We start from the raw sequence: 22,470 nt of genomic DNA, 5'->3' as shown, positions 1-22,470 counted from the left end.
AATGAAATCAGAATTAATTAACACCGCCCCTTTATTCTCATCAATTGAGCTTGGCCCTTTTACACTTAAAAACCGTATTGTGATGCCTCCTCTTACTCGCTCTCGCAGCACTCAGCCTGGCAATATCCCTAATGAATTAATGGCTGAGTATTACTCGCAGCGCGCATCGGCTGGTTTTATGGTTGCTGAAGGCACACAAATAGAACCTCGTGGACAAGGTTACGCTTGGACCCCAGGTATTCACTCGCAAGCACAAATTGAAGGCTGGAAAAAAGTAACACATGCAGTACACGCTAAAGGCGGCGTTATTTTTGCTCAGCTTTGGCATGTAGGGCGCGTATCGCACACCACACTACAACCAAATTCAGGTAAACCGGTTGGCCCTTCAGATATTATTGCTGACAATGTAAAAGTATTTATTGAAACCGCACCTGGTGAAGGAGTGTTGGCTGACCCAAGTGAGCCCCGCGCACTAACTACAACTGAAGTTGGTGAACTGGTAAACATGTACGCTCAAGCTGCACGCAATGCTTTAGAAGCAGGCTTTGATGGTGTGGAGCTTCATTGTGCTAACGGGTATTTAGTTAATCAGTTTATTTCTGAGCATACAAATAACCGTGATGATCAATACGGTGGGACACTTACTAATCGCCTGCGATTTTTAAAAGAAATAGTTGAAGCGGTAAGTGACGTTGTAGGCGCAAACCGTTTAGGTGTACGCTTTGCTCCTTTATTTGAAAGCACAGACGAAACACGAGTGTATTTAGGACTTGTTGAATCAAACCCTCACCATACTTATATACAAGCCGTTAAAGTGCTTGAGCAAGCTGGTATTGCTTACTTATCGATTGCAGAGGCTGATTGGGATAACGCTCCCGATTTACCACTAGAGTTTTATAAAGCAGTACGAGCTGAATTTTCAGGTCGCATTATTTATGCTGGTAAATACACAGTAGAAAAAGCGGTGCGTATTTTAGGTGAAGGTTACGGTGACTTATTTGCATTTGGTCGCCCATTTATAGCTAACCCTGATTTACCAGAGCGTATAGCGAATAATTGGACGTTTAACGAAGCCGATGCAGCCACTATGTATGGCGGTACTGAAGTGGGTTATAGCGATTATCCTTTTTATCAAAAGTAATTAAGCTGTACTCTGGACAATAAATCTATCTCTAGCAGCTATTTTCAGCGCTAGAGAAAGTAAATTTAAATATCACCATGATTCAATAAGTTAGTAAATATCTAAACCAAAGTTCAGGTTAGTTAATAAACAAAGCCAAGGAAGGCTTAATTACTAATTTTATATCCATTTTTTATGACACGACTAATCGTTTGGGGTGCATTAAAACGTTCCTAAAATCGTCAAAAACTAGGTATTATGTCAAGAACCGTCAGTAAAATGTAAAAAGCTGTAAGCATAGCTCTGTTTACTGTTGTATGTCAGTTAACATTCAGTTTGAGACGCTAGTATTGAACCCAGTTATGTAAAAACATAAACGAGGCAACACTATGAAACTTACTTTTTTACTACCTGCCCTGCTCGCCATTGGCGCAGTATCAGGCTCTGCGCTTGGAGCACAAAACGAGCGAGAGAATGATAAAAGCTTTAAACGTGATCACGACAAACGTGTTGAATATAAACGCGTTGAACGCCGCCATGAAAAAAAGCAGCGTATTGAGCATAAAAAAGAAAAACGAGAAGACCGTAAGCAAGAAAAACGTAGACTCGCTAAGTACAAGCAGGAAAAGCGTGAACAACACCGCTACAACCAGAGAAAATATAACTACTTAACAAACCATCATAATTCAGTCGCTTACAGACAAAACCGATTTATAAACCATTTACCACGCAATAGCGCATCAATCAGATTTAATGGTATTTCGTTTACGTTTAACGACGGCCTTTATTACCGTAAAGCTAAAAGAGGCTACCATGTTGTTAAACCACCTAGAGGCCTGCGTATAAATACGCTACCAAGAAATTACAGGCATTTTAAACACCATAATACGACTTACTACACTTATCAAAATGTATACTACATGGCGGATAATGATGGTTATACGGTTGTTGATGAGCCATCAACTCGCCTTAATCAGGCAATAAAAGTGGGTAATGTAAAGGACTATCGCTTGGGTCAAACATACGACTCACTGCCTATGGCTGCACAGGCCGTAATAATTAACTCACAGCAGTATTTTAAATACGGCGATATTTATTTTTTACCGCAAATAAGTGACGATGAAATAAAATACCTCGCTATAAAGCTGGGATGAATTAATTTATGTATATTGCTATTTAAACATTAAACCTACCACTCTCTCATTGAGCTCAATGAGAGAGTGGTAATAGCCCGTATACGCTAAATGGCTCTGATCAATAAAAGCAACAACGTCATTTTCGCCATTATTTTATAGTGTTAAAAAATACATTTTTATTGTTCTAACTTTAAACGTTGATGCCATTGAGCAATACTTTCGCTTGGGTATTGATCAAACTGCAGATCACCGTTTTTTATAGGCGCATCAACCCAATGGGCTTTACTGCCTAACATTAAATGAGTGCGCTCTGGCGGTATGGGTAACTCACTATCAATTGCACCAGCAAATGGGTGAACTTGATCTGGCCAACGCGCGTCGTACAGCCATAAATTAGCACTACAATGTTTGCAAAAATGACGCTCAGCGGGGCTGATTTTATTGTCTATTTTAGCGTGATAAATCGTTATATGCTCCGCACCTGTCACTTTTAATGTTTTATATTCTGCACTTAAATTAATAACAAAGCCCCCGCTTCCTGCAGTTTTTCTGCATATAGAGCAATAACATAAATTGTAAGGATAAGGGTGTTTTGAGTTGACCGTAAATACCACTTTGCCACAGTGGCAAGCGCCATTTAACTTCATAATAAATCCAATTTTATTGTTGGCTTGAACTAATACTTTAACGAGGTAAGCATAAAAAACCACAACAATTACACGCTGTGGTTTTTAAATTAATGAGCTTACTAACGTTTCCAAAATCTTAAATTACGCAATGTACTTATAAATTTATCGGCAGAGTCTACCTTTAAATCTATCCAACCATCATCTACTTTTCCATCAAGGCCTGCCGCTTTAAATAAAGGCTTGGCCTCATTTGTAAAGCCTATAAATTTCATATGTGCGTACGCATCACTTACAAAGTCTTTAGCTTCTGCTATAGCAGCTAGTTTTTCAGCTCCTTCTTCAGTGGTGAGTACAAGTACCGCATCGTATAAAACCGATGGACCACCATTAATAACCTGATCAGCTTTAAAGTACTTACCTTTACTGCATTTAGCACCGCCAACTTGTGGGGCAATAATTTCAAAGTTTGCACCTTCACTTTTAAGTTTATTGGTAACCGATTCAAAAATTTCTGCATTAAAGCCATCACTTACTAAAATACCTAATTTACGGCCTTTGAAGGTGCTGGGCGCATTTTTCAAAATACTTAACGCATCAGATACAGGTAAGTCTTTACGTGTTGGCATAGCAGCTTCAGCTGGGGCTGGCATTTCTTGCAAACCAAGTCCTTCGGCAACTTTGTTCGCGAGGGTTTCGTCAATATTCAATAAATGCGATACCAAACGCTCTCGTATTGGTAAATGCTCAACTTTAGAAAGCTCAAACACAAATGCTGATTGAATATGTGCTTGCTCTACCTCTGTTTGACTTAAATAAAATTGACGAGCTTGACTGTAATGATCGCTGAATGTTTCTGAGCGATAACGCAGTTTATCACCGTCGCTTACTTCAGGTTCCTTTGAGCTTTTAAAGCCGTGTACTGGGCATTCACGAGGGTTATTTTCGCCTGCGCTCCATGAGTTTGGCTCGTAGTTAACACGTCCTTTTGGATTTTGCATCGCCATGTGCCCATCTTGCTGAAAATGCCTCATTGGGCACTTAGGCGCATTAACCGGAATATGCGTAAAGTTAGGACCACCTAAACGCTTAGTTTGAGTATCTAAGTATGAAAAGTTACGACCTTGCAGTAGCGGGTCGGGTGTAAAATCGAGCCCTGGTACAATGTTTTGTGTACAAAATGCAACTTGCTCTGTTTCTGCAAAAAAGTTATCGACTACGCGATTAAGCACCATCCGCCCAACTATTCTAACGGGCACTTGTTCCTCTGGTATTAGTTTAGTGGCATCGAATACGTCAAATTCAAACTCATCAGCAAATTGCTGATCAAACACCTGCACCCCTAACTCCCATTCAGGAAAGTCACCGTTACCAATTGATTCCCACATGTCGCGACGGTGAAAATCAGGGTCTGCGCCATTTAGTTTAAGCGCCTCGTTCCACACAACTGACTGCATACCGCCTTTTGGTTTCCAATGAAACTTAACGTATTTTTCATCTCCTTTGGCATTAATAAACTTAAATGTATGAACGCCAAAACCTTCCATAAATCGCAATGAACGCGGAATAGCCCTATCAGACATCGCCCACATAACCATGTGCATTGACTCAGGCGACAAGCTTACAAAATCCCAAAAGTTATCGTGTGCGGTTTGCGCTTGAGGAAAACCTCGGTCGGGCTCTGCTTTAGCTGAATGAACTAAGTCTGGGAATTTCATCGCATCTTGAATAAAAAACACCGGTATATTGTTACCGACTAAATCCCAATTACCTTCTTGAGTATAAAATTTAACGGCAAAACCACGTACATCGCGTGCTAAATCCGGAGAGCCCTTGTTACCTGCAACCGTAGAAAAGCGCGTAAACACAGGGGTTTTTTCACCTTTGCGTTTAAAAATATCAGCACAGGTTAAATCTTCAAGCGTGTCGTAAGTTTCAAAGTACCCATGTGCCCCGTAACCACGAGCATGTACTACTCGCTCAGGAATACGCTCGTGGTCAAAATGAAAAAGCTTTTCGCGCAGTACCTGATCTTCCATTAAGCCAGGACCGCGTTTGCCTGCTTTTAACGAGTTTTGATCGTCGCTCACAGGGCAGCCTTGCGCTGTGGTCATTGTTGGGTAGCCATCAGATGCACTTTGGCGCAGCTCGCCGCCATTTCCTTTCTTACCTGCGTATTTAAATGATTCAGCCATGTCTAATCCTTCATTACAATTTAAGTGATTGGGGTCGTTTTTTAAAGTTTGCTTAACAGCAAAAACAACTGAGCTAAATGCAAAATAAAGACCAAACAGTAAGAGCAATAAAAGCGCGGGATACAGAGTGAAAATGATGCTTTAAGTGGTATTAAAAATAGAAAAACTTACAGAGCCCTGTAAGTTTTTCAAGATCAAAAAAAGGGCACTTTAAAGTGCCCTTGCGTTTAAATCGTTATAAATTTAGTTAATCTTTACTTTCGTTAACTAAAATTACTTTACGATGAGGGAAAGGTATTTCGATGTTGTTTTCATCTAGTGCTTTTTTAATTAACTCTGGCACAGTGTAAAGAATATCGAAGTAATGCTCACCCTTACAAAAAGGTCTTACTAAAAAGTCTACTGAACTGTTGTTAAGTGTTTCTACTTCAACAAAAGGCGCTGGATCTTTTAGTATGTGTGGGTGCGCTGCAAGTACGGCATCTATAACTTTACGTACAGCCGTTGTATCTTCACCGTATGCAACACCAAAATGCATATCAACACCACGAATTGGATGATGTGAATGGTTAATAATTTGCGCGCCCCAAATTTGACTATTTGGAATAATAACCTGTTGGTTATCGAACGTTTGTAAAATAGTAGTAAACATATCTACTTCTGTTACTTTACCAAAACGCCCTGCCGCCTCAATAAAATCATTCACTTTATAAGGTCTAAAAACAAGTAACATAACGCCTGCTGCAAGGTTCGACATTGCACCTTGTAACGCCAAGCCTATAGCAAGTCCTGCAGCACCGAGTAAAGCAATAATAGAGGCTGTTTGTACACCAAAGCGATTTAACACAGCAATAATAACGAACGCTAATATGATGTAGCGAGCCATGCTGCCTAAAAAGCGAAAAAGCGTATCATCAAGATGAGTATATTTATGGCATAAGCCAATAATTAAATTGCGTACCTTGCCTGCTAACCATAAGCCTACAAGTAAAATTGCAATTGCCAGTAATATGTTGGTTGCCCACGTAACTGCAGCGGGTAAATATTGATTAACATCTATTTGATTTATTATATCTTCCATTTCATTTCCTGTTTATAAAATCATTAAATTACTGTATCCCATACCAAGCACAGCACTTTAACAAAAAATTAACGAACATACGAATATAGGAGTAAGTTAAAGCAGATTGAAAAATATAGATTCAATAGATATACACAACCAAAGTAAGCCTTTAATGCATAATCTCACTAGCTTTCCCCTCACCGTTATTTTAAGTAAGTAACATAATATTCTTAACTGATTAAATTCTCGACCAATCTATAACTCTGGTTAGGGTTCGATCAAGTGCCTTTATTTTAAATTATTACTGGCACTCACCTATAAATTTACCGATAATCTCACCTAAGCGCATATATTGGCGACACAACGCAATTGGATGAAATTAAAACAAAGGATTATTATGAAAAAGTACTCAATTTTACTTACAGCGGCAGCTCTTACTGTACTTGCTGGTTGTTCAACATCTGTCGCAGTAAGAGACTTCGAACAAAACCCTATTCCGCAAACATCAACAATTACCAACAGTGAAGCTGACGTAGCAAAAGGTATTCTAAAAGCATGTATTCAGCTTGGTTGGAAGTGCACACCTATGAGTGAAGGTAAAATAAAAGGTGTGCTGGATATTCGCACACACCAATTAACAGTCGATATTACATATGATAAAACGGCATACTCAATCAACTATAAAAACTCTATTAACTTAAACTACAATGGCAAAAAAATTCACCGCCAGTATGTTAATTGGGTATCAAACCTTATACGCCATATAGATGCTGAAATGATTTAGTAACGTGTAACCTGCTTAACAAATTATAAAAAGCACTAACTATGAATAATAAAAGTGGAGAAGCTACCTATAGCTTCTCCATTTTTTAGTTAAGATTTAAAAAGTAATTATTACGTCAAAAACATTACTAATTTTCAACCAACTACAAGTTCAAATAATCACCAAACCTAATGCTATTAATAAAGGTTCTCCCCCGCATTTTCACTCTTTAATGAATGAGTAATTTTTTACTCATTTTCCTTCGTAAAAACATATTTTATATCTTGCTATAACGCAGTTTCGCTCATATAGTCAGCAAATTATTACACCTTATTTTGAACACCTTTGTTTATGAAATCTTCTGCTCCTGCTAGCGTTTTTGGTACCTTATTAGGTTATGCACCAGGTAATGTTGCTGTTTACTCATCTGATTATGATACGGCTGATGAAAGCATTTATCCTAATCGTAGCGCCTATCGTAGTTACCTAGACGGTATTTACATGGGCTATAAATGGCAATGCGTTGAGTTTGCCCGTAGATGGATGTACCTCAACCATGGTTATATTTTTGATGACATAGCCATGGCTTACAATATTTTTGAGCTGCGTTCAGTGCGCGATGTAAATAGCCAAAATAGACTGCCACTAAACGCGTTTAAAAATGGTGCTAAACATCACCCTCAAGTAGGTAGTTTACTTATATGGGAAGAAGGCGGCGAGTTTGAAGAAACAGGCCATGTCGCTGTCATTGTTGAAGTGCATGAAGATAAAATACGTCTTGCTGAGCAAAATGTAGGGTATCAAATATGGCCAACAAATCAAAACTGGTGCCGAGAACTAAAAGCAAAAGTAACTAAAGATGGCGACTATTGGATTGAGTGCTCTTACAGCGACGCCACTATTTTAGGCTGGATGACACAAACTGATGAAACAGAATATGCTGAGCCAACGTCTGAGCTAAACACTGATTTATTTATTATAGAAGCCTATAAAGCAGTAGATACAGGCCAAGCAAACAAGTCATGGTTAAATATTGCGAATGACGATGAAGCTGCCTACGTAGAAATGATGCAAGGTCATAAACTTACATCCGTAGATGAGGATCAGCATAATTACTTTGCAATATCTCAAACGGCGCAGCAAAGCATTGAGCATGCAACAAATGAGCTGCATGGCTTATTTATGCATGCAACCGATTATGTACTGCAGCACCCTGAGTTATTAAAAAAGTTTAATTTACCCGATGTTGTGCTTAATAAAATTCGCCAATCGTGGGATAACCGCTTAAACCAATTAATTACCAGCCGGTTTGACTTTGCCTTAACAGCAGCAGGTTTAAAAGTTTACGAATACAATTGCGATTCGGCATCGTGTTATATGGAAAGCGGCAAAGTTCAGGGCAAGTGGGCAAAACACTTTGGTGTTAAAGCAGGTGTAGATGCAGGTCAAAACTTATTTAAAGACCTCGTAAAAGCATGGCGTAAAAGTGAAGTGAAAGGTCTTGTTCATATTTTACAAGACGATGAACCAGAAGAACATTACCACGCATTATTTATGAAAGAAGCTATTGAAGCCGCGGGCTTTGAGTGTAAGTTAGTAATTGGCTTAAGCACACTTCGCTGGAATGAGTCAGGCAACATAGTAGATGCTGATGGCGCACAACTTAGTTACGTATGGAAAACCTGGTCGTGGGAAACCGCACTTGATCAAATTCGTGAAGAATGCGAAGCCGACCAATCACTAACTGATAACTTTGAACCACAATTTCAAGCTGGTGAAACGCCACGCTTAGTCGATGTACTACTGCGTAAAAACGTGATGGTATTTGAACCACTGTGGACATTAATCCCAAGTAATAAGGCCATTTTACCAATACTTTGGAGCTTGTTCCCTAATCATAAGTATTTACTTAATACCGCGTTTGGGCTTAACGACGAGTTATTACAAACCGGTTATGTAGTTAAACCAATAGTAGGACGCTGTGGCGCTAATATTCAACTTGTTGATGAACAGCAGCAAGTTATAGAAAAAACAATGGGGCACTTTGCCGAGCAAGACCAAATATACCAACAACTATTTGCACTGCCCAAAGTAGATGACTACTTTGTACAAATATGTAGTTTTACAGCCGCCGGAAAATACTCTGGTGGTGGCGTACGTGTTGATAAAAGCATGATCATAAACGGCCATAGCGATTGTATGGCGCTGCGTATTAAATAATAAACAATACTAAGCCCGCAATTTGCTGCGGGCTTAAGTTTGTGTAGCCCTTCCCTCTTTTAAGTTTTATAGCTATCTCAAGCGAGTTACTCCTGATAGAGTAAATTTATTAAACACCACAAATTAAGGTATTTCATGGCGAATCAATTTAATGTACTCGGCACACGCTTAAAACTATGTTGCGGTAATGGTGGCTACACACGTGAAGGGTTTTGTTATGTACCAGAATCAGATCTTGGCAATCACAGTGTGTGTGCAATTATGACTGATGAGTTTTTACAATTTTCAAAATCACAAGGTAACGATTTAATAACCCCGAACCCTCTTTACGATTTCGAAGGTTTAAAAGCCGGTGATAAATGGTGCTTGTGTGCAGTAAGATGGCTTCATGCTATTTCAGCAAACGCTGCGCCACCGGTGGCACTTGAAGCCACAAATAAAAAATCATTAGAAATAGTGCCGCTCGATGTTTTGAAAGCGCACGAATATATAGCCAACGTTTAAATACACCTAAGAGTAACTAAATCGAAGTCTGCATATTTTACAAATATATGCAGGCTTTTCAAAAATCCAATCTCCTCTTCAGCCTTAAAAACCTTAAATTAAAATATAACCATTTGTTTTTAAATTACTTTTCAAACAAATCAACTTACGGCATAGCAGTTGCTTTATTAAGCTTAAGTCACGCTCATCACGCAACATATATATGAGCAACACATTAGTTAAGTAGGAGAAATTATGAGTAACAATAACGAATCAAACAAAACAACTAAATTTACCGCGCCAGGTATGAGTGACGAATCAGCTCAAAAAACAATAGCTACCCTCGATAACCGCATGGTTGCATTGATAGACTTACAACTAACTTTAAAACATATTCATTGGAATGTAGTCGGACCTAACTTTATTGGCGTACACGAAATGATAGACCCACAGGTAGACATTGTGCGCGAAATGACAGACACCATCGCTGAGCGAATTGCGACTCTTGGTGGAGTACCAGTGGGCACTCCAAAATCAATTGTAGATCGCCGAACATGGAGCGAATACTCAATTGGTAAAGGGCTAGTGACCGAGCATTTAGCTGCACTTGATAAAGTATATAACGGCGTTAATGCCGATCACCGCAAAGCAATTGAGACTCTTTCTGAATTAGATCCTGTGTCTGAAGATATGGTAACCAGCCAACTGGCTGATCTAGAACAATTTCAGTGGTTTATTCGAGCCCACTTAGAATCATCTACAGGCGAACTAAAAAGCTAATATATTTAAGCTAAGAAAGCCCAGCATTTATATGCTGGGCTTTTTTTGCGTAAAAATCACTCTATTTATAATTACATATAGACGTGTATCAGTAAGCTCTAATACAAAATCCATATAAAAACAATAGAAAATTGGTATTACCAAAAAAATAACCAAAATAAAATTGAATGATTTTATACTCCTCATTATTTCGCAAGTTTATAAGCCGTACTCAACCTTTAATGAACACCTAATTATTTTAACATCACTTAAAAAACAAACTAAATACATATAAAAGTGCCGCTAAAAGTTCAAAAAAACGCTAAAAATGATATTAAATAGTACAAAAAATATAAAAAATGCCCCTGGTAAACATACTTTAATAAAACTCACTCAAAATATAAAAAACAAAAGTAAACCATAAGCCGTTAAATTTATTAAATATAAAAAAATAAATGAACACTTTGTAATACATTTTGTGAATTTTTGGTAAACAAAGGTTGTAATAAAAGCTGAATTGGACTAATTTCAACCATACCACCTGTATGACACGGTGCAGGGAAAAGTAGTTAAATTGGTTAACCAAACCAAGTAACAACACACACAATGACGTTAAGTCGTACCCAAACGGGAGAGATACATGAAACTCAATCAAATTACTTCAACATTAACTAATAAACATAAAAGAAGTAGCTCTACAACAATCAGTGCCGCAGCCCTTTTATTAATGGCTTCTTCTAATATTGCAGCGCAAGAGGCTCCAACTGCTTCAGAAACCGCATCTGATGATATTGAAGTTATTGAAGTAAAAGGCATGCTAGGTAGCATGAAAGCTGCGGCAATGCTTAAACGTACTGATGGGCGTATTGTTGATGCTATTGTTGCTGAAGATATAGGTAAATTACCAGACAATAACATTGCAGAAGCACTGCAACGTATTACTGGCGTATCTATTAATACCGACTTTGGTGTGGGTGACAGTGTTTCTATTCGTGGCTTACCTCAAAACCGTGTTGAATTAAATGGCCGCTCTACGATTGGTGACTCTCGTGACGGTATTAGCTTGCAAGATTACCCATCAAGCTTCTTAAAAACAGTAGAAGTAGTTAAATCGCCTACTGCCGATATGATTGAAGGTGCATTAGGCGGAACAGTGAGTTTAAAGACAGTTCGCCCACTAGAGCTGGATAAGCTAACCGGCGCAATCTCTCTTGATGGCGAATACGCTGATAAAACAGAGAATATTGCACCTATTTTTAGCGGCTCAATTGGTAACAATTGGGACTTTGACGAAATGGGTACTTTTGGTGCCATTGCTATGTTTTCATATCAAGATCGTGAAATTCGTCAAGATGAAACATCTAGCCGAGTTAAACCTCAAGATATCGAAATTAATGGTCAAGAAGGTAATACACCTAGTGGTAATGCCATTGTTAGAGATGAGCACAGTGTTGAACAATACGTAGAAAAACGTGAACGTACTGCTGTAAATTTATCTCTTCAGTGGGCACCAACATCTGGTAACGGCATGGTGTACCTTGATTTAAGCGGTACTAAGCGCTCTGGCGAGCAAGCTGGTAATTCTATTTTAGGTGTCGTTGGCTCATTATCAACAGATGCAAACACAACTCAAGGTGCTAACGGCGTAAACAACTACACGCTAACAAACGAATTTGGTATCCCAAAAACATACAGTGACTTTCGTGAAACCGACTCGTTTTCAAATGCACTTGGTGCAGAGTGGAACCTTACTGACAGCATAAAAATCTCTGGTGAAATTGCGGTAGCATCATCAGAAAGCGTAAGGCCTGATTCTGAATTTACACTTCGTCCAATCGAAAAGTCGACCTTTGAAGCTAGCGGTGGGGTTGATTTAGTAAATCATTTATATGATGGTGCATTTTCGCAAAACGGTAATAAATTACCAAGCATCATTCATTCAGATCCAAATGCATTTACCGACCCACAAAACTTAGCATTACGTACTTTTAAAAGTGAAGATAAAAGAACAAACAATGATGAAACAGCGGTTCGTTTTGATATTGAAATGTTCGAACCTCTCAGCAGCTTAAGTTGGGTATCTAAAGTAAAAGCAGGTGTACGTGTTACTAACCGTGATTACGAATACGAACAATACAAAGTAGAAATTAAAGACATTTATAAAAATGCATTTAATGACTCAGATGGTTCATTAGCTACTTTATGGGTTGATGATTTCAATTCTGCATTTCCTGATAGCTTTACTACCGTTAGCCACGACAACTCTTTTGACCAACTAGGACACTCGGGGCAAAATGACCTACTAACTTTTTTAAGCTATAACGGTTTATCCAACCCAGCAAATACTTATGCTCAACTTCAACAATTGCTTGTAGGCACTAACCTAGCTTCAACGGGCAGCCTTTCAGACAACCAAAAGTTTCAAGATAGCGCATACCGCAATGTGGTTGAAGATACAGCCGCAGTGTATGTATCTGCATATTTAGATTTTGATGATATCACCGCTATTGTAGGTGGTCGTTATGTAACTACAGATCTTGAATCAAGCGTGTTCCTCAATGGCGAAAAAGTAACTGGCGAAAACGACTACAGCGATTTTTTACCAAGCTTAAACGTTACTTATAACTACTCAGATGAAACACTATTTCGTTTTGCTGCAGCAAAAGTTATGCGCCGCGCTGACTTTAGCGAGCTAAGCCCTGCGTTTGACGTTAACAACGACATTACGGGTGCAACGCAAGGCTCTATTGATTTAGAACCATACCGTGCAACACAATACGACTTATCTGTAGAGCATTACTTTGATGAAGGAAACGTACTATCTTTCGCAGTATTTTATAAAGATGTTGAATCTTTCTTAAGCAACGAAAGTAGTTGTGTCGCTTCATCAAGCACTACTGCTGGTCAAAACGTGACTCAGTGGAACCAAGTATGTCAACTTGATGCAGCGGGTGTATCTCAAGACAATTTAGTTTACTCTGATGCAACTGACTTTCCAGTAGATGCTGACGGCTTTAACCATGTTGCAGGCTTACGCGACGCAGGACTAACGGGTATCGATACTGTTAAAAATGTAAATGGTGAAAACGGTTCAGTTCAAGGTTTTGAAGTGGGCTACCAGCAGTTCTTTACAAGCCTACCAGGTGCATTTTCTGGCTTAGGCATCAATGCAAACTACACATATGCAGATAGTGAGCAACCAAATGGCAATCCGTTATTAGATATCTCTAAAAACACTTACAACTTACAAGTATTTTGGGAGTACGAAGGGTTCTCTACTCGTATCGCTTATAACTATCGTGACAGTTTCTTAGATACTGAAAACGAAAAACGTGTAGAAAATATTAACTCCAATGGCAGCATTTCTGAAGATGGCACTGTTTATGGTAATAACTACCGTGACGATAGAGGTCAGTTAGACTTCTCTGCAAGTTGGGACATTAACGAAAACATTACGCTTGTTGGTAATGCAACGAACTTAACAGGTGAACCTTCAATCTATCTATCTGAACTAGGTGGTGCTTGGAAGTACACTGAAGCGGATCGTCGTTACAGCTTTGGTATTCGCGCAAAATTTTAATATCCCCCTAAAGTTTAGCCTGCTCCTTATTTTTATGAGCAGGCACTTTTTAAAACTATAAAATGGCGCGCGTGTTATCACAACGCAAGCGTCATTTTTTATATCTGTAATTTAACTGTTTTTCAGCATAACAATCCCACATTAATTATCAGCTCGTGTTTTAAAGTAATTTAAAATCATTATTAATTTAAATCATCCCCATTTATTAAAATAACCCCGTGCCCGCTATACTTATTTGAATATTAAATTTACTATCAAAACGTTGTAACTATTAGCAGGAAAACTAAAGTGCTGTCGCGTTTATATAATTTTATGCCCGGTTTAAATACATTGCTGCACTATGAGCGACAATGGTTTGCTGATGATGTAAGGGCGGCGCTATCGGTAGCTGCAGTGGCTTTACCTGTTGCCATTGCTTACGCACAACTAACCGGTGTTAACGCCGCCGTCGGGTTATATTCTTGCATACTGCCAATGATGCTATATGCACTTTTTGGTACTTCAAAACAATTAATAGTCGGCCCTGATGCCGCAACCTGCGCTGTTATTGCCGCTGTAGTAACACCTCTTGCTGCAGGTGACAGCTTTAAGCATTGGCAACTTGTTGTCACCATGACCGCTATGACCGGCTTTTGGTGCTTTATAGCTAGTAAGTTTAAGTTAGGTGTATTAGCTGACTTTTTATCTAAACCTATTTTAATGGGCTTACTAAACGGCGTAGCCATCACTATTATTGTTGGTCAATTTTCTAAAGTATTTGGTTTTACTTTTGATGAGCGCTACTTACTTGAACGCCTCGGTGGTGTGCCCACATACCTAGCGCAAACACACGTTCCAACCTTATTAATGGCTTTGTTTACACTGGCGGTCTATTTTGCCATGAAACGGATAAAGCCCACGTGGCCTGCATCTATGTTTGCTATTGCTTTCGGTGCGCTTTTGGTATGGATTTTTGATTTAAAACAGCTTGATATAAAAACTATTGGCACAGTAACTGGCGGGCTTCCCGTTTTTAATACCCCTGTTTTTGATTTAGGGATTATTCGTGAGCTGGTGGTACCCGCACTTAACTTAGCCATAGTGAGCTTTGTTAGTATGATGCTAACTGCCCGCAGCTTTGCAGCTAAAAATGGCTACGACATAGACGCCGATAAAGAATTTAGAGCACTAGGTATTGCCAATATAGCGTCAGCTCTTTCGCAAGGTTTTGCAGTCAGTGGCGCCGACTCACGCACCGCTGTTAACGATGCAACGGGTGGTAAAACGCAGTTAGTATCAATAATAGCAGCGGCCATTATTGCGCTCATAGCTGTATTTTTAACAGCCCCACTTGAATTTATTCCAAGCGCAGCGCTAGGTATTGTACTTATTATTGCCTCTGTTCATTTACTCGATTTAAAAGCGGTTTGGCAATTAAAGCGAAAAGATAAACAGGCATTTTATCTAGCCTCGACCACCTTACTTGCGGTGTTATTTATTGGTGTTATCCCTGGCATCACGCTTGCTGTATTACTGGGACTATTTCAGTTTATCCGCACAGTAATGCGTCCAACTGACAATATACTAGGCGTAGATATAAACGGAGTTGTAAGAAGTTTAGATGCAACAGATAAAGCAAAAGCAGTCCAAGGCGTGTTTATTTATCGTTTTAATTCCCCTCTAACTTACTTTAATGCCAGCTACTTTAAACGCAGATTACTAGAGCAATACGCAAGACAAAAAGACGACACTCAATGCGTAATAATTGATGCTGTCCCCTGCTTTACTCACTTAGATTTAAGTGTAATGGCCATGCTTGCCGACTTAGACATTATATTTAAAAAGCGTGATATAAGGCTTGAATTAGCAGGTAGAAAACGCCAACTGCTTTCATGGTTTGAAATTGCAGGAATGACATCAGGTAAAGAAGGTATATACATTCACTCCGACTTATATATCGCCTTAAGAAGGAACAGCGTAAGCCAGCACTCTTTAGAAGTTAGTTTATTCGAATCAGCTCAAAACTAACGTACTACATAAATTTATTAGGAAAAAATACTGTCACCAACCGCTCCTAGACATATAAAATGAAGGGCATGAGGGAAATACATAACTATTATAATTAGTCTGTTTTTTTGCTTTAAAATATAGGGCTATGTTCAGCCCTATATTTTAAAGCCATCCTTTTTGTTTCGCTATACGTGCTGCATCTATTCGGTTTGTGGCATTTAATTTAGCTATAGCATCCGAGAGATAATTACGTGTAGTTCCCTCGCTTATAAACAACTGCTTGGCTATTTCACTCGTTTTAAGACCGTCACTTGCAAGTTTAAGTGCTTTGCGCTCTTTATCTGTAAGTGGATCGGAGTCATCCAGTGCATTAATAGCAAGTTCTGGGTCTATCACTTTTTGCCCCAACATTACTTTTTTAAGTGCATTTACCAAATCTTCACTTGGTGCTTCTTTTAAAATAAAGCCTTTAACACCAGCCGAAAGTGAACGTCTGATGTAACCCGCGCGGGAAAACGTAGTCATTATTACTACTTTAATTGATGGGTGTTTTGCAGCTATTTGTTCACTTAGTTCAATGCCATTTATATTTGGCATTTCAATATCGCTAAGTACAATATCTGGTAGTAATACGTTTGATAAACTAGATAGGTGATCAAGTGCAGCTTGTCCGTCGCACGCCTGGCCTATTACTTCTATATTAAAGTCGAGACTTAGTAATGCTGATATAGCATCGCGAACTAACCCTTGGTCTTCTACTAAAAATACTTTGATCATACTTTTTCCTTTACTTGGTATTTTTAACTTTGCTTATGGCAAAGGAATGTGTGCTGTCAGTTTAAATCCATTTTGAATTTCAAATTTCACTTGGCCATTTAACTTTTCTACGCGCTGTTTAATACCCGTTAAACCATTGCCAGGAGTGATATTTTCACAATCACCGTTATTAAATAAATTTAGCGTTATGCTTTGTTTAGTTGATGTGAGATTAATATCGCATTGATTGGCTTTACTATGACGTAAAATATTCGTCACGCTTTCTTTAATAATTAAACACAGCTCGCTTTCTATTACTGCAGGTAACACCGGTAAATTAAGCGTTACATTAGTGATAATGTTTTGCTCCTCTAAGCGCTGTTTTAGTTGCTCAACTTGCCCTGTCAGTTGCTGCTGTTTTAAATCGGTTACAGCGTGACGAACATCTGATAAAAGCGCACGGGCTAAATCGGCTACTTGGGTAATTTCATTTCCAGCTTGTTCAAACCGCTCAGCGTTATATAATTTGTTGGCAAGCTCGGCTTTTAGAGCTATTGATGAAAGTGAATGGCCTAAAATATCATGTAAATCACGAGCTATTCGCTCTCGCTCTGCAATTGCTGCTAATTGCTCTAGTTGGTTTGCATTTTCTTGTTCACGCTTTTTATATTGACGCTCCCTTCTTGCTGCAATGCCGTAGCTAAATAACGCAGCGCATAAAATTAAAGCAATCGCTAAAAAGTACTGAACCTTTCCTATATCACCAATATATGCGCTTAATAAAACCGAGAATATAATCGCTAGTGCAGCATAAACTCTTTGACGCTTGCTGTATGCATAGCCTGCTATATAGGCTGCAAAGCCAAACAAGGTAGGAGTGCCAGTGCTGTAAAAAGTAGCACTGAAGCAAATTAATAGCATTGCTAAAAATAACTTAGTTACACCAGTACCTTTACAATTTATTGCTTTTACATATAAAAGAATAAATGCAATATAAAAAGCTAAGGAAATAACGATTTGCTCACTCGTGAAATGAGCAAAATCGATTATCATCGGAAGTAAGTAAAAGCCAGTAAAAATTAGATGTCCATATTTCCAAAAACCTTTATCGCTTTGCTTAGAAAAGACACTAAGTGAACTCATGCTAATACCTCTGGTATATTATTTTTATTTATAATTTTGTTTTTATTACTAAATATAAATAACACGAAAATACATATCAGCATAAAGCAATATGCGTCACTAATAGTAAAATTTAATGTTTCTAGCGCTTCACTAAGAGTCAAACTAAATAAAATTAAGGAATTCATAACTACCTCCAATTAAGTAGAGTAATTATGCCAGTGTGCAAAAATAATGTGAGTGTGGAATGTCATTAACTTTACTGACATTTGTCATGTATTAAAAAAATCATCTCAAGAATTTTTAACCGATGCTCATAGCTTAGTTCTTAAGGAACACAGACCGTGTGACTTCCTATCTTAAAACGGCAAATATCATTGTTTTTCTCAATGCTTTGCCGCTTACAATTTACCGCTAGTAGCTCAAATACACGATGTATCTTATGGCTGCACCGTGTTTGTTCTATGCAATCCAGAATATCATCCAACCAAAGATAACTGCACTTACTCGCTCTAAATGTCGAGATCGCACACTTAAACATACCCGCTGCACTATGGCAGATAAAACGCTTGATAAGTGTTTGCAGTATGCTCAGCCAAACCAATGATTCGGCAATATGAGGATCTCGTGTGATGAACCCTTTAAGGTTATTCCATGACTTTAGTTCTTTGAAAAACAACTCAATTTGCCAACGAGTTGCATATATATCGAGTAGTTCGTCAAAGCTAAACTGTGCCTCTTTTAAATTAGTAACAAGGAAAACGGGGCGCTTTTCATTCGGTAAATAGATAAGCCTGTACTCGGGCCCATTTTTCTTCCAACGTACTGTTAATTCAAGTGGTTGGCTTGCGAATTTATCGAGTAACGTTTTGATTTTAATGTTCTTTTCTTTAAGTTCTATACCCGCGCAATAAGCTGATGTAACGATTGGGTTAATGTTTTTATTTGCTCTGATCAAAAAATATCCGCCATCTTGAGCTACTTGCTCAAAGTAATCTAAGTCAAAATACCCAGCATCAGCAAGTAATAACGTATCTTCAAGTGTGTGGCTACCTGGTAAAAAGGCGCGCTCAGTTTCAACATCAGGACGAATATCTATTTCGCAGGGTTGTTCATTAAATAGGTCATAGGTAACGTGCAACTCAATTGCGGCAGGACTTACAGCAGTAAAACGACCAGCAAAAACCTGCGCTAATTCATCATGTAGAGCAAATGAAGAACCATCTTGCAATAACACTCGCTGTATTCCTCGCTGGGTAAAAAGGTTTTATCCAGCGTGTTTACAGTCAATTTAGACATCGCTTGAATAACGAGCTCACGGACAAGCTCAGTCAAGGCTGGTTTTCGAATTTGATTATGAAAGGGTTTATAACTTATCGTGCAATCAGCCTGCGTTCGCAAGTTTTGATGGATATCTGACAAGTTAGCGTCTTGCAGGCAAGATAAGCTTTTAAATACGGCTTTGAGCAGAGAAACGATCGACAGGCAACGGTGTCGAACTTGAAATCCAGAGGTTTTTGCAAGCTCAATGAGGTGTTTTTCTGAGATAAGGGCTTTTAATTGGTTTGAAACTTGGTTAATCTGCATGTGAACTCTGTTTTTAGTCATGTTTTTATTGGCGTAACTATTTGATCATTAACAGAGTTCAACTTCAAGTTTTCTTAAGATCCAACCTATGAACCGATGCTAATATGCTAAAAAGCATAACAAGGAAACTCAATGCAACCCCAACAGCAAAGCCTGCTTTATTTACATATTGCCGTATTACTTTTTGGCGGAACCGCTCTATTTGCAAAGCTCATTGGCTTAAATGCACTTGATATAACCGTCTATAGAACCACAGTTGCTGGCATTGCGATTTGGTTTTTGCTAAGTATGCAAAAAAACCTATTAAGCTTAATAAACCTAAAGATTATTTAATGGCTATATTGCTCGGTGTGGCGGTAGGTATACATTGGGTTACCTACTTTGCTGGTATGCAAATGGCGGGTATAACAATTGGGATGCTCGCATTTTTTAGTTATCCAGTAATTACTGTATTTTTAGAGCCTTTATTTAATAAGAGTAAACCCAAAGCTAAAGATATACTTAGTGCAGCGGTGGTTATATTAGGTATTTACCTTCTTGTCCCTACTGCCAGTTTAGGTGACGACGTAACTCTTGGAGTGATAACAGGCGTAGTGTCAGCATTCTTTTTTTCAATAAGAAACATCACTCACAAACGTTACTTTAGCCAATACGGTGGCCCACAAACTATGTTTTATCAAACCTTGGTTGCAAGCCTTATGCTATGTGCATTTATAAAAGTACCTGTGTATGAAATAAGTAACCATGATTTGTTATTAATTTTGATTGCAGGGGTAATATTTACAGCTACGCCTCATTCACTATTTGCAGCCAGTTTAAAACATTTATCTGCTGCTACTGCTGGGCTCATTTCTTGCCTTCAACCTCTTTATGGCACACTATTAGCGATTATTATAATACATGAACGCCCATCAGCAATGACACTAATAGGTGGCACATTAATTGTTAGTGCCGCCTGCTTTGAAACTTGGTCAATCACAAAAAAGGCACGTAAATGAAAGTATTTGCACACAGAGGCGCAAGCGGACATTTCCCAGAAAACACTAAAAGTGCTATTTTAGAAGCGCTAAAAATAGGTGTAGATGGCATTGAAGTAGATATACAAAGTGCTATTGATGATTACATGTTAATCCACGATTCATGGCTTGATAGAACGACTAATGGCACAGGTAAGGTCAATGAATTTGACGCTGTAACAATAGCCAAGCTTGACGCGGGAAATGGTGAGTCTGTACCTAACTTACAGCAGTTATTAGATTGGAATAACGATAAAACATTACTCAACCTAGAGCTTAAGCATACTTTTGAACTTGAAAAACTTGCGACTCAACTTGAATACAATATAAGTATGGGAAAAATATCACGTACCAATGTTTTAGTATCATCGTTTGATCACCATCAATTACTGTGGCTTAAAAACCGTTTACCATGGTTGAAAATAGGCGTACTAACGTCTTCTATACCTATAAGCTATGCAAAATTTGCTGAAGATTTAAATGCCTATAGTGTGCATGTAGATAAAAATTTTGTTAATAAAGCATTTGCTAATGATGCAAAGCAACGCGGACTAAAAATTTATGCCTACACGGTAGACAAAGAGCAAGATATAGCACTAATGCTCGAATATGGTTTAGATGGGATTTTTACCAACTACCCAGCACAAACTAAAGCATACTTACTATCGTTAGATCATAGTTAAACACATCTATACTCCTTACATAGAACGTAAGAGCACTAATACCATAAAGGTTTCAGTAAAATGAGTAGCTACATGAAAATTTATAATTACATCGAGCAGACCTTCTTTTTCACATTAACACGTAAAATTGTAGGCAATCTAAGTTTTGTATTCCTATTTCAAGCCATCACTCTGTTTTGGTTGTACCAAAGCCTTAGCGAACAACAAAGTACAGAGCTATTTTGGCTTTTAACACTAGTAATTGTTATGGGATTTGGTTTTACACTTTCGTATATGCGTTTTTTAATCGTGCGCCCTATTACCGCGATGCGCGATACACTAATAAAAATAAACCAACAAGATGCTAATTTAGCCGCAAAACTTCCGCATTTTTCGTATGATGAATTTAGAGATTTAAGTACCCAATACAACACTTTCACCACTCACTTAGGCGAACTACTAAATACAACTTACAGTAGCGCTGAAGCCAGTGCCAATAGTAATAAAGCCGTTACCGAATCAATGAAAAATACGGACAACTCAAGCGAGCAACAAATACATTTAAGCCACAGTATAATTAATGCGAGTATGCAAATAACGCAAAGCTTACAAAACATAGTCATTAATACCGACAGTGTCCATAACGTTAATAATGAACATCTAAACTTTGTAAAACTCTCAGCTAAAGAGCTTTCAGCGCTTGTCGAACAAGTTAAATTAATCACTAATATGCTAGGTAGTTTTTCAAATACGGTCGCAGGTTTAAAAGAAAACAGTGAAAATATACGTAGTATTTTAAAAATGGTTGAAGAGTTTTCAGATCAAACCAACTTATTAGCACTCAACGCTGCAATAGAAGCAGCCCGAGCAGGTGAAGCTGGACGAGGCTTTGCTGTAGTTGCCGATGAAGTCCGTACGCTTTCTATAAAGGTAAGTGGCGCAACAAGACAAATTAGTGATTTTATTACCCAAATGAATGAGCTAGTAAACGAAACAAATAAAGAGTCAGAGCAACTGATCACCCACTCTAATAGTGCACAAAGTGCAATTAGTGCAACGTCTGACGGGTTTAGCAAGATGCTTAATGAATTTGAGCAAAATCAGCAACAATTGAAGCAAATAGCCAGTGCCGTGCATCTGCTTGAGCAAACACAAACTCAAACTCATCAATCTGTTGAGCAAATTGTAGAGCTAGGTGAGCAAGCTAAGCAATTAATCGACACTGCTGTGGCCGATAGCGAAAACTCTCAGCAGCTAAGCTTACAAACTCAACAACAGTTAAAACGTTTTGTACTTTAACAAAACGTTTTAACTTATTAGAGCCTGTTGGCCTTTTAGGATTAAAATTTTTCTACCTAGAGACAGCGCATGGCAGGCATCTATGCTGCGTTAT

At 38.4% G+C, this 22,470-nt stretch carries 17 protein-coding genes and 1 pseudogene; 11 read left to right on the top strand and 7 right to left on the bottom strand.

Annotated elements, in window-relative coordinates; translation table 11 throughout:
* Position 1 precedes the first annotated feature (1 nt).
* The gene (locus P4S71_RS12315) at positions 2-1,141 is read left to right on the top strand and encodes an alkene reductase (protein WP_096792514.1); all 1,140 of its coding nucleotides are present in this window, start codon (positions 2-4) and stop codon (positions 1,139-1,141) included.
* Positions 1,142-1,509: 368 nt separating this feature from the next.
* On the top strand, positions 1,510-2,274 hold the full coding sequence (locus P4S71_RS12310) for a DUF6515 family protein (protein ID WP_096792513.1): 765 nt from the start codon (positions 1,510-1,512) through the stop codon (positions 2,272-2,274).
* A 158-nt stretch (positions 2,275-2,432) separates the two neighbouring features.
* On the opposite strand, the gene P4S71_RS12305 is transcribed toward P4S71_RS12310, so the two are convergent.
* The 3 genes from P4S71_RS12305 to P4S71_RS12295 all read right to left on the bottom strand — a co-directional run bounded on the left by P4S71_RS12305 (position 2,433) and on the right by P4S71_RS12295 (position 6,158).
* A complete protein-coding gene (locus P4S71_RS12305) occupies positions 2,433-2,903 on the bottom strand; it encodes a GFA family protein (protein WP_007376937.1) in 471 nt (156 codons plus the stop codon).
* Between the two features lie 101 nt (positions 2,904-3,004).
* Positions 3,005-5,077, bottom strand: coding sequence for a catalase (locus tag P4S71_RS12300; protein ID WP_337150762.1), 2,073 nt, complete (start codon positions 5,075-5,077; stop codon positions 3,005-3,007).
* A 247-nt stretch (positions 5,078-5,324) separates the two neighbouring features.
* Positions 5,325-6,158: a mechanosensitive ion channel family protein gene (locus P4S71_RS12295; protein ID WP_007376939.1), complete on the bottom strand. Its 834-nt coding sequence runs from the start codon at positions 6,156-6,158 to the stop codon at positions 5,325-5,327.
* 379 nt (positions 6,159-6,537) lie between these two features.
* On the opposite strand from P4S71_RS12295, the gene P4S71_RS12290 reads away from it, so the two are divergent.
* From P4S71_RS12290 to P4S71_RS12265, 6 genes are all read left to right on the top strand, one after another.
* Complete coding sequence (locus tag P4S71_RS12290; RefSeq protein ID WP_007376940.1) at positions 6,538-6,924, top strand: hypothetical protein; 387 nt, start codon at positions 6,538-6,540, stop codon at positions 6,922-6,924.
* A gap of 330 nt (positions 6,925-7,254) precedes the next feature.
* Entirely contained in the window at positions 7,255-9,123 is a 1,869-nt protein-coding gene (gss, locus tag P4S71_RS12285; protein ID WP_096792512.1) for a bifunctional glutathionylspermidine amidase/synthase, read from the top strand.
* A 135-nt stretch (positions 9,124-9,258) separates the two neighbouring features.
* Positions 9,259-9,627 carry a DUF2237 family protein gene (locus P4S71_RS12280; RefSeq protein WP_337150761.1) on the top strand — a complete coding sequence of 123 codons (369 nt, stop codon included), beginning with the start codon at positions 9,259-9,261 and terminating at the stop codon, positions 9,625-9,627.
* A 234-nt stretch (positions 9,628-9,861) separates the two neighbouring features.
* Positions 9,862-10,386 (top strand): DNA starvation/stationary phase protection protein Dps, encoded by a 525-nt coding sequence (gene dps, locus P4S71_RS12275; protein ID WP_096792511.1) that lies wholly within the window; start codon positions 9,862-9,864, stop codon positions 10,384-10,386.
* Positions 10,387-11,005: 619 nt separating this feature from the next.
* Positions 11,006-13,945, top strand: coding sequence for a TonB-dependent receptor (locus P4S71_RS12270; RefSeq protein WP_337150760.1), 2,940 nt, complete (start codon positions 11,006-11,008; stop codon positions 13,943-13,945).
* A 288-nt stretch (positions 13,946-14,233) separates the two neighbouring features.
* Positions 14,234-15,952 (top strand): SulP family inorganic anion transporter, encoded by a 1,719-nt coding sequence (locus P4S71_RS12265; protein WP_096792509.1) that lies wholly within the window; start codon positions 14,234-14,236, stop codon positions 15,950-15,952.
* Between the two features lie 144 nt (positions 15,953-16,096).
* Here P4S71_RS12265 and P4S71_RS12260 read toward each other — a convergent pair whose 3' ends face one another.
* The 4 genes from P4S71_RS12260 to P4S71_RS12245 form a co-directional block, all read right to left on the bottom strand.
* On the bottom strand, positions 16,097-16,711 hold the full coding sequence (locus P4S71_RS12260; protein WP_007376950.1) for a response regulator transcription factor: 615 nt from the start codon (positions 16,709-16,711) through the stop codon (positions 16,097-16,099).
* A 33-nt stretch (positions 16,712-16,744) separates the two neighbouring features.
* Positions 16,745-17,833: a sensor histidine kinase gene (locus P4S71_RS12255; RefSeq protein WP_096792508.1), complete on the bottom strand. Its 1,089-nt coding sequence runs from the start codon at positions 17,831-17,833 to the stop codon at positions 16,745-16,747.
* A gap of 307 nt (positions 17,834-18,140) precedes the next feature.
* Positions 18,141-19,049, bottom strand: a complete 909-nt coding sequence (locus P4S71_RS12250; protein WP_337119403.1) for an IS4 family transposase — start codon at positions 19,047-19,049, stop codon at positions 18,141-18,143.
* A complete protein-coding gene (locus P4S71_RS12245; protein ID WP_337150742.1) occupies positions 19,004-19,399 on the bottom strand; it encodes a hypothetical protein in 396 nt (131 codons plus the stop codon). The genes P4S71_RS12250 and P4S71_RS12245 overlap by 46 nt, the downstream gene beginning before the upstream one ends.
* Positions 19,400-19,531: 132 nt before the next feature.
* On the opposite strand from P4S71_RS12245, the pseudogene P4S71_RS12240 reads away from it, so the two are divergent.
* The 3 genes and pseudogenes from P4S71_RS12240 (at position 19,532) to P4S71_RS12230 (ending at position 22,376) form a co-directional block, all read left to right on the top strand.
* A pseudogene (locus P4S71_RS12240) lies at positions 19,532-20,397 on the top strand (DMT family transporter).
* Positions 20,394-21,098 carry a glycerophosphodiester phosphodiesterase gene (locus tag P4S71_RS12235; RefSeq protein WP_096792506.1) on the top strand — a complete coding sequence of 235 codons (705 nt, stop codon included), beginning with the start codon at positions 20,394-20,396 and terminating at the stop codon, positions 21,096-21,098. The pseudogene P4S71_RS12240 and the gene P4S71_RS12235 overlap by 4 nt, the downstream one beginning before the upstream one ends.
* Before the next feature lie 60 nt (positions 21,099-21,158).
* Positions 21,159-22,376, top strand: a complete 1,218-nt coding sequence (locus P4S71_RS12230; RefSeq protein WP_007376955.1) for a methyl-accepting chemotaxis protein — start codon at positions 21,159-21,161, stop codon at positions 22,374-22,376.
* Positions 22,377-22,470 lie beyond the last annotated feature (94 nt).

Origin of the sequence: Pseudoalteromonas sp. B62 (assembly GCF_037162565.1) — a bacterium.
GTDB classification, from domain to species: domain Bacteria; phylum Pseudomonadota; class Gammaproteobacteria; order Enterobacterales; family Alteromonadaceae; genus Pseudoalteromonas; species Pseudoalteromonas fuliginea.
Note: the sequence above shows the minus strand (reverse complement) of the source record. Positions and strands in the feature narration are given on the sequence as shown.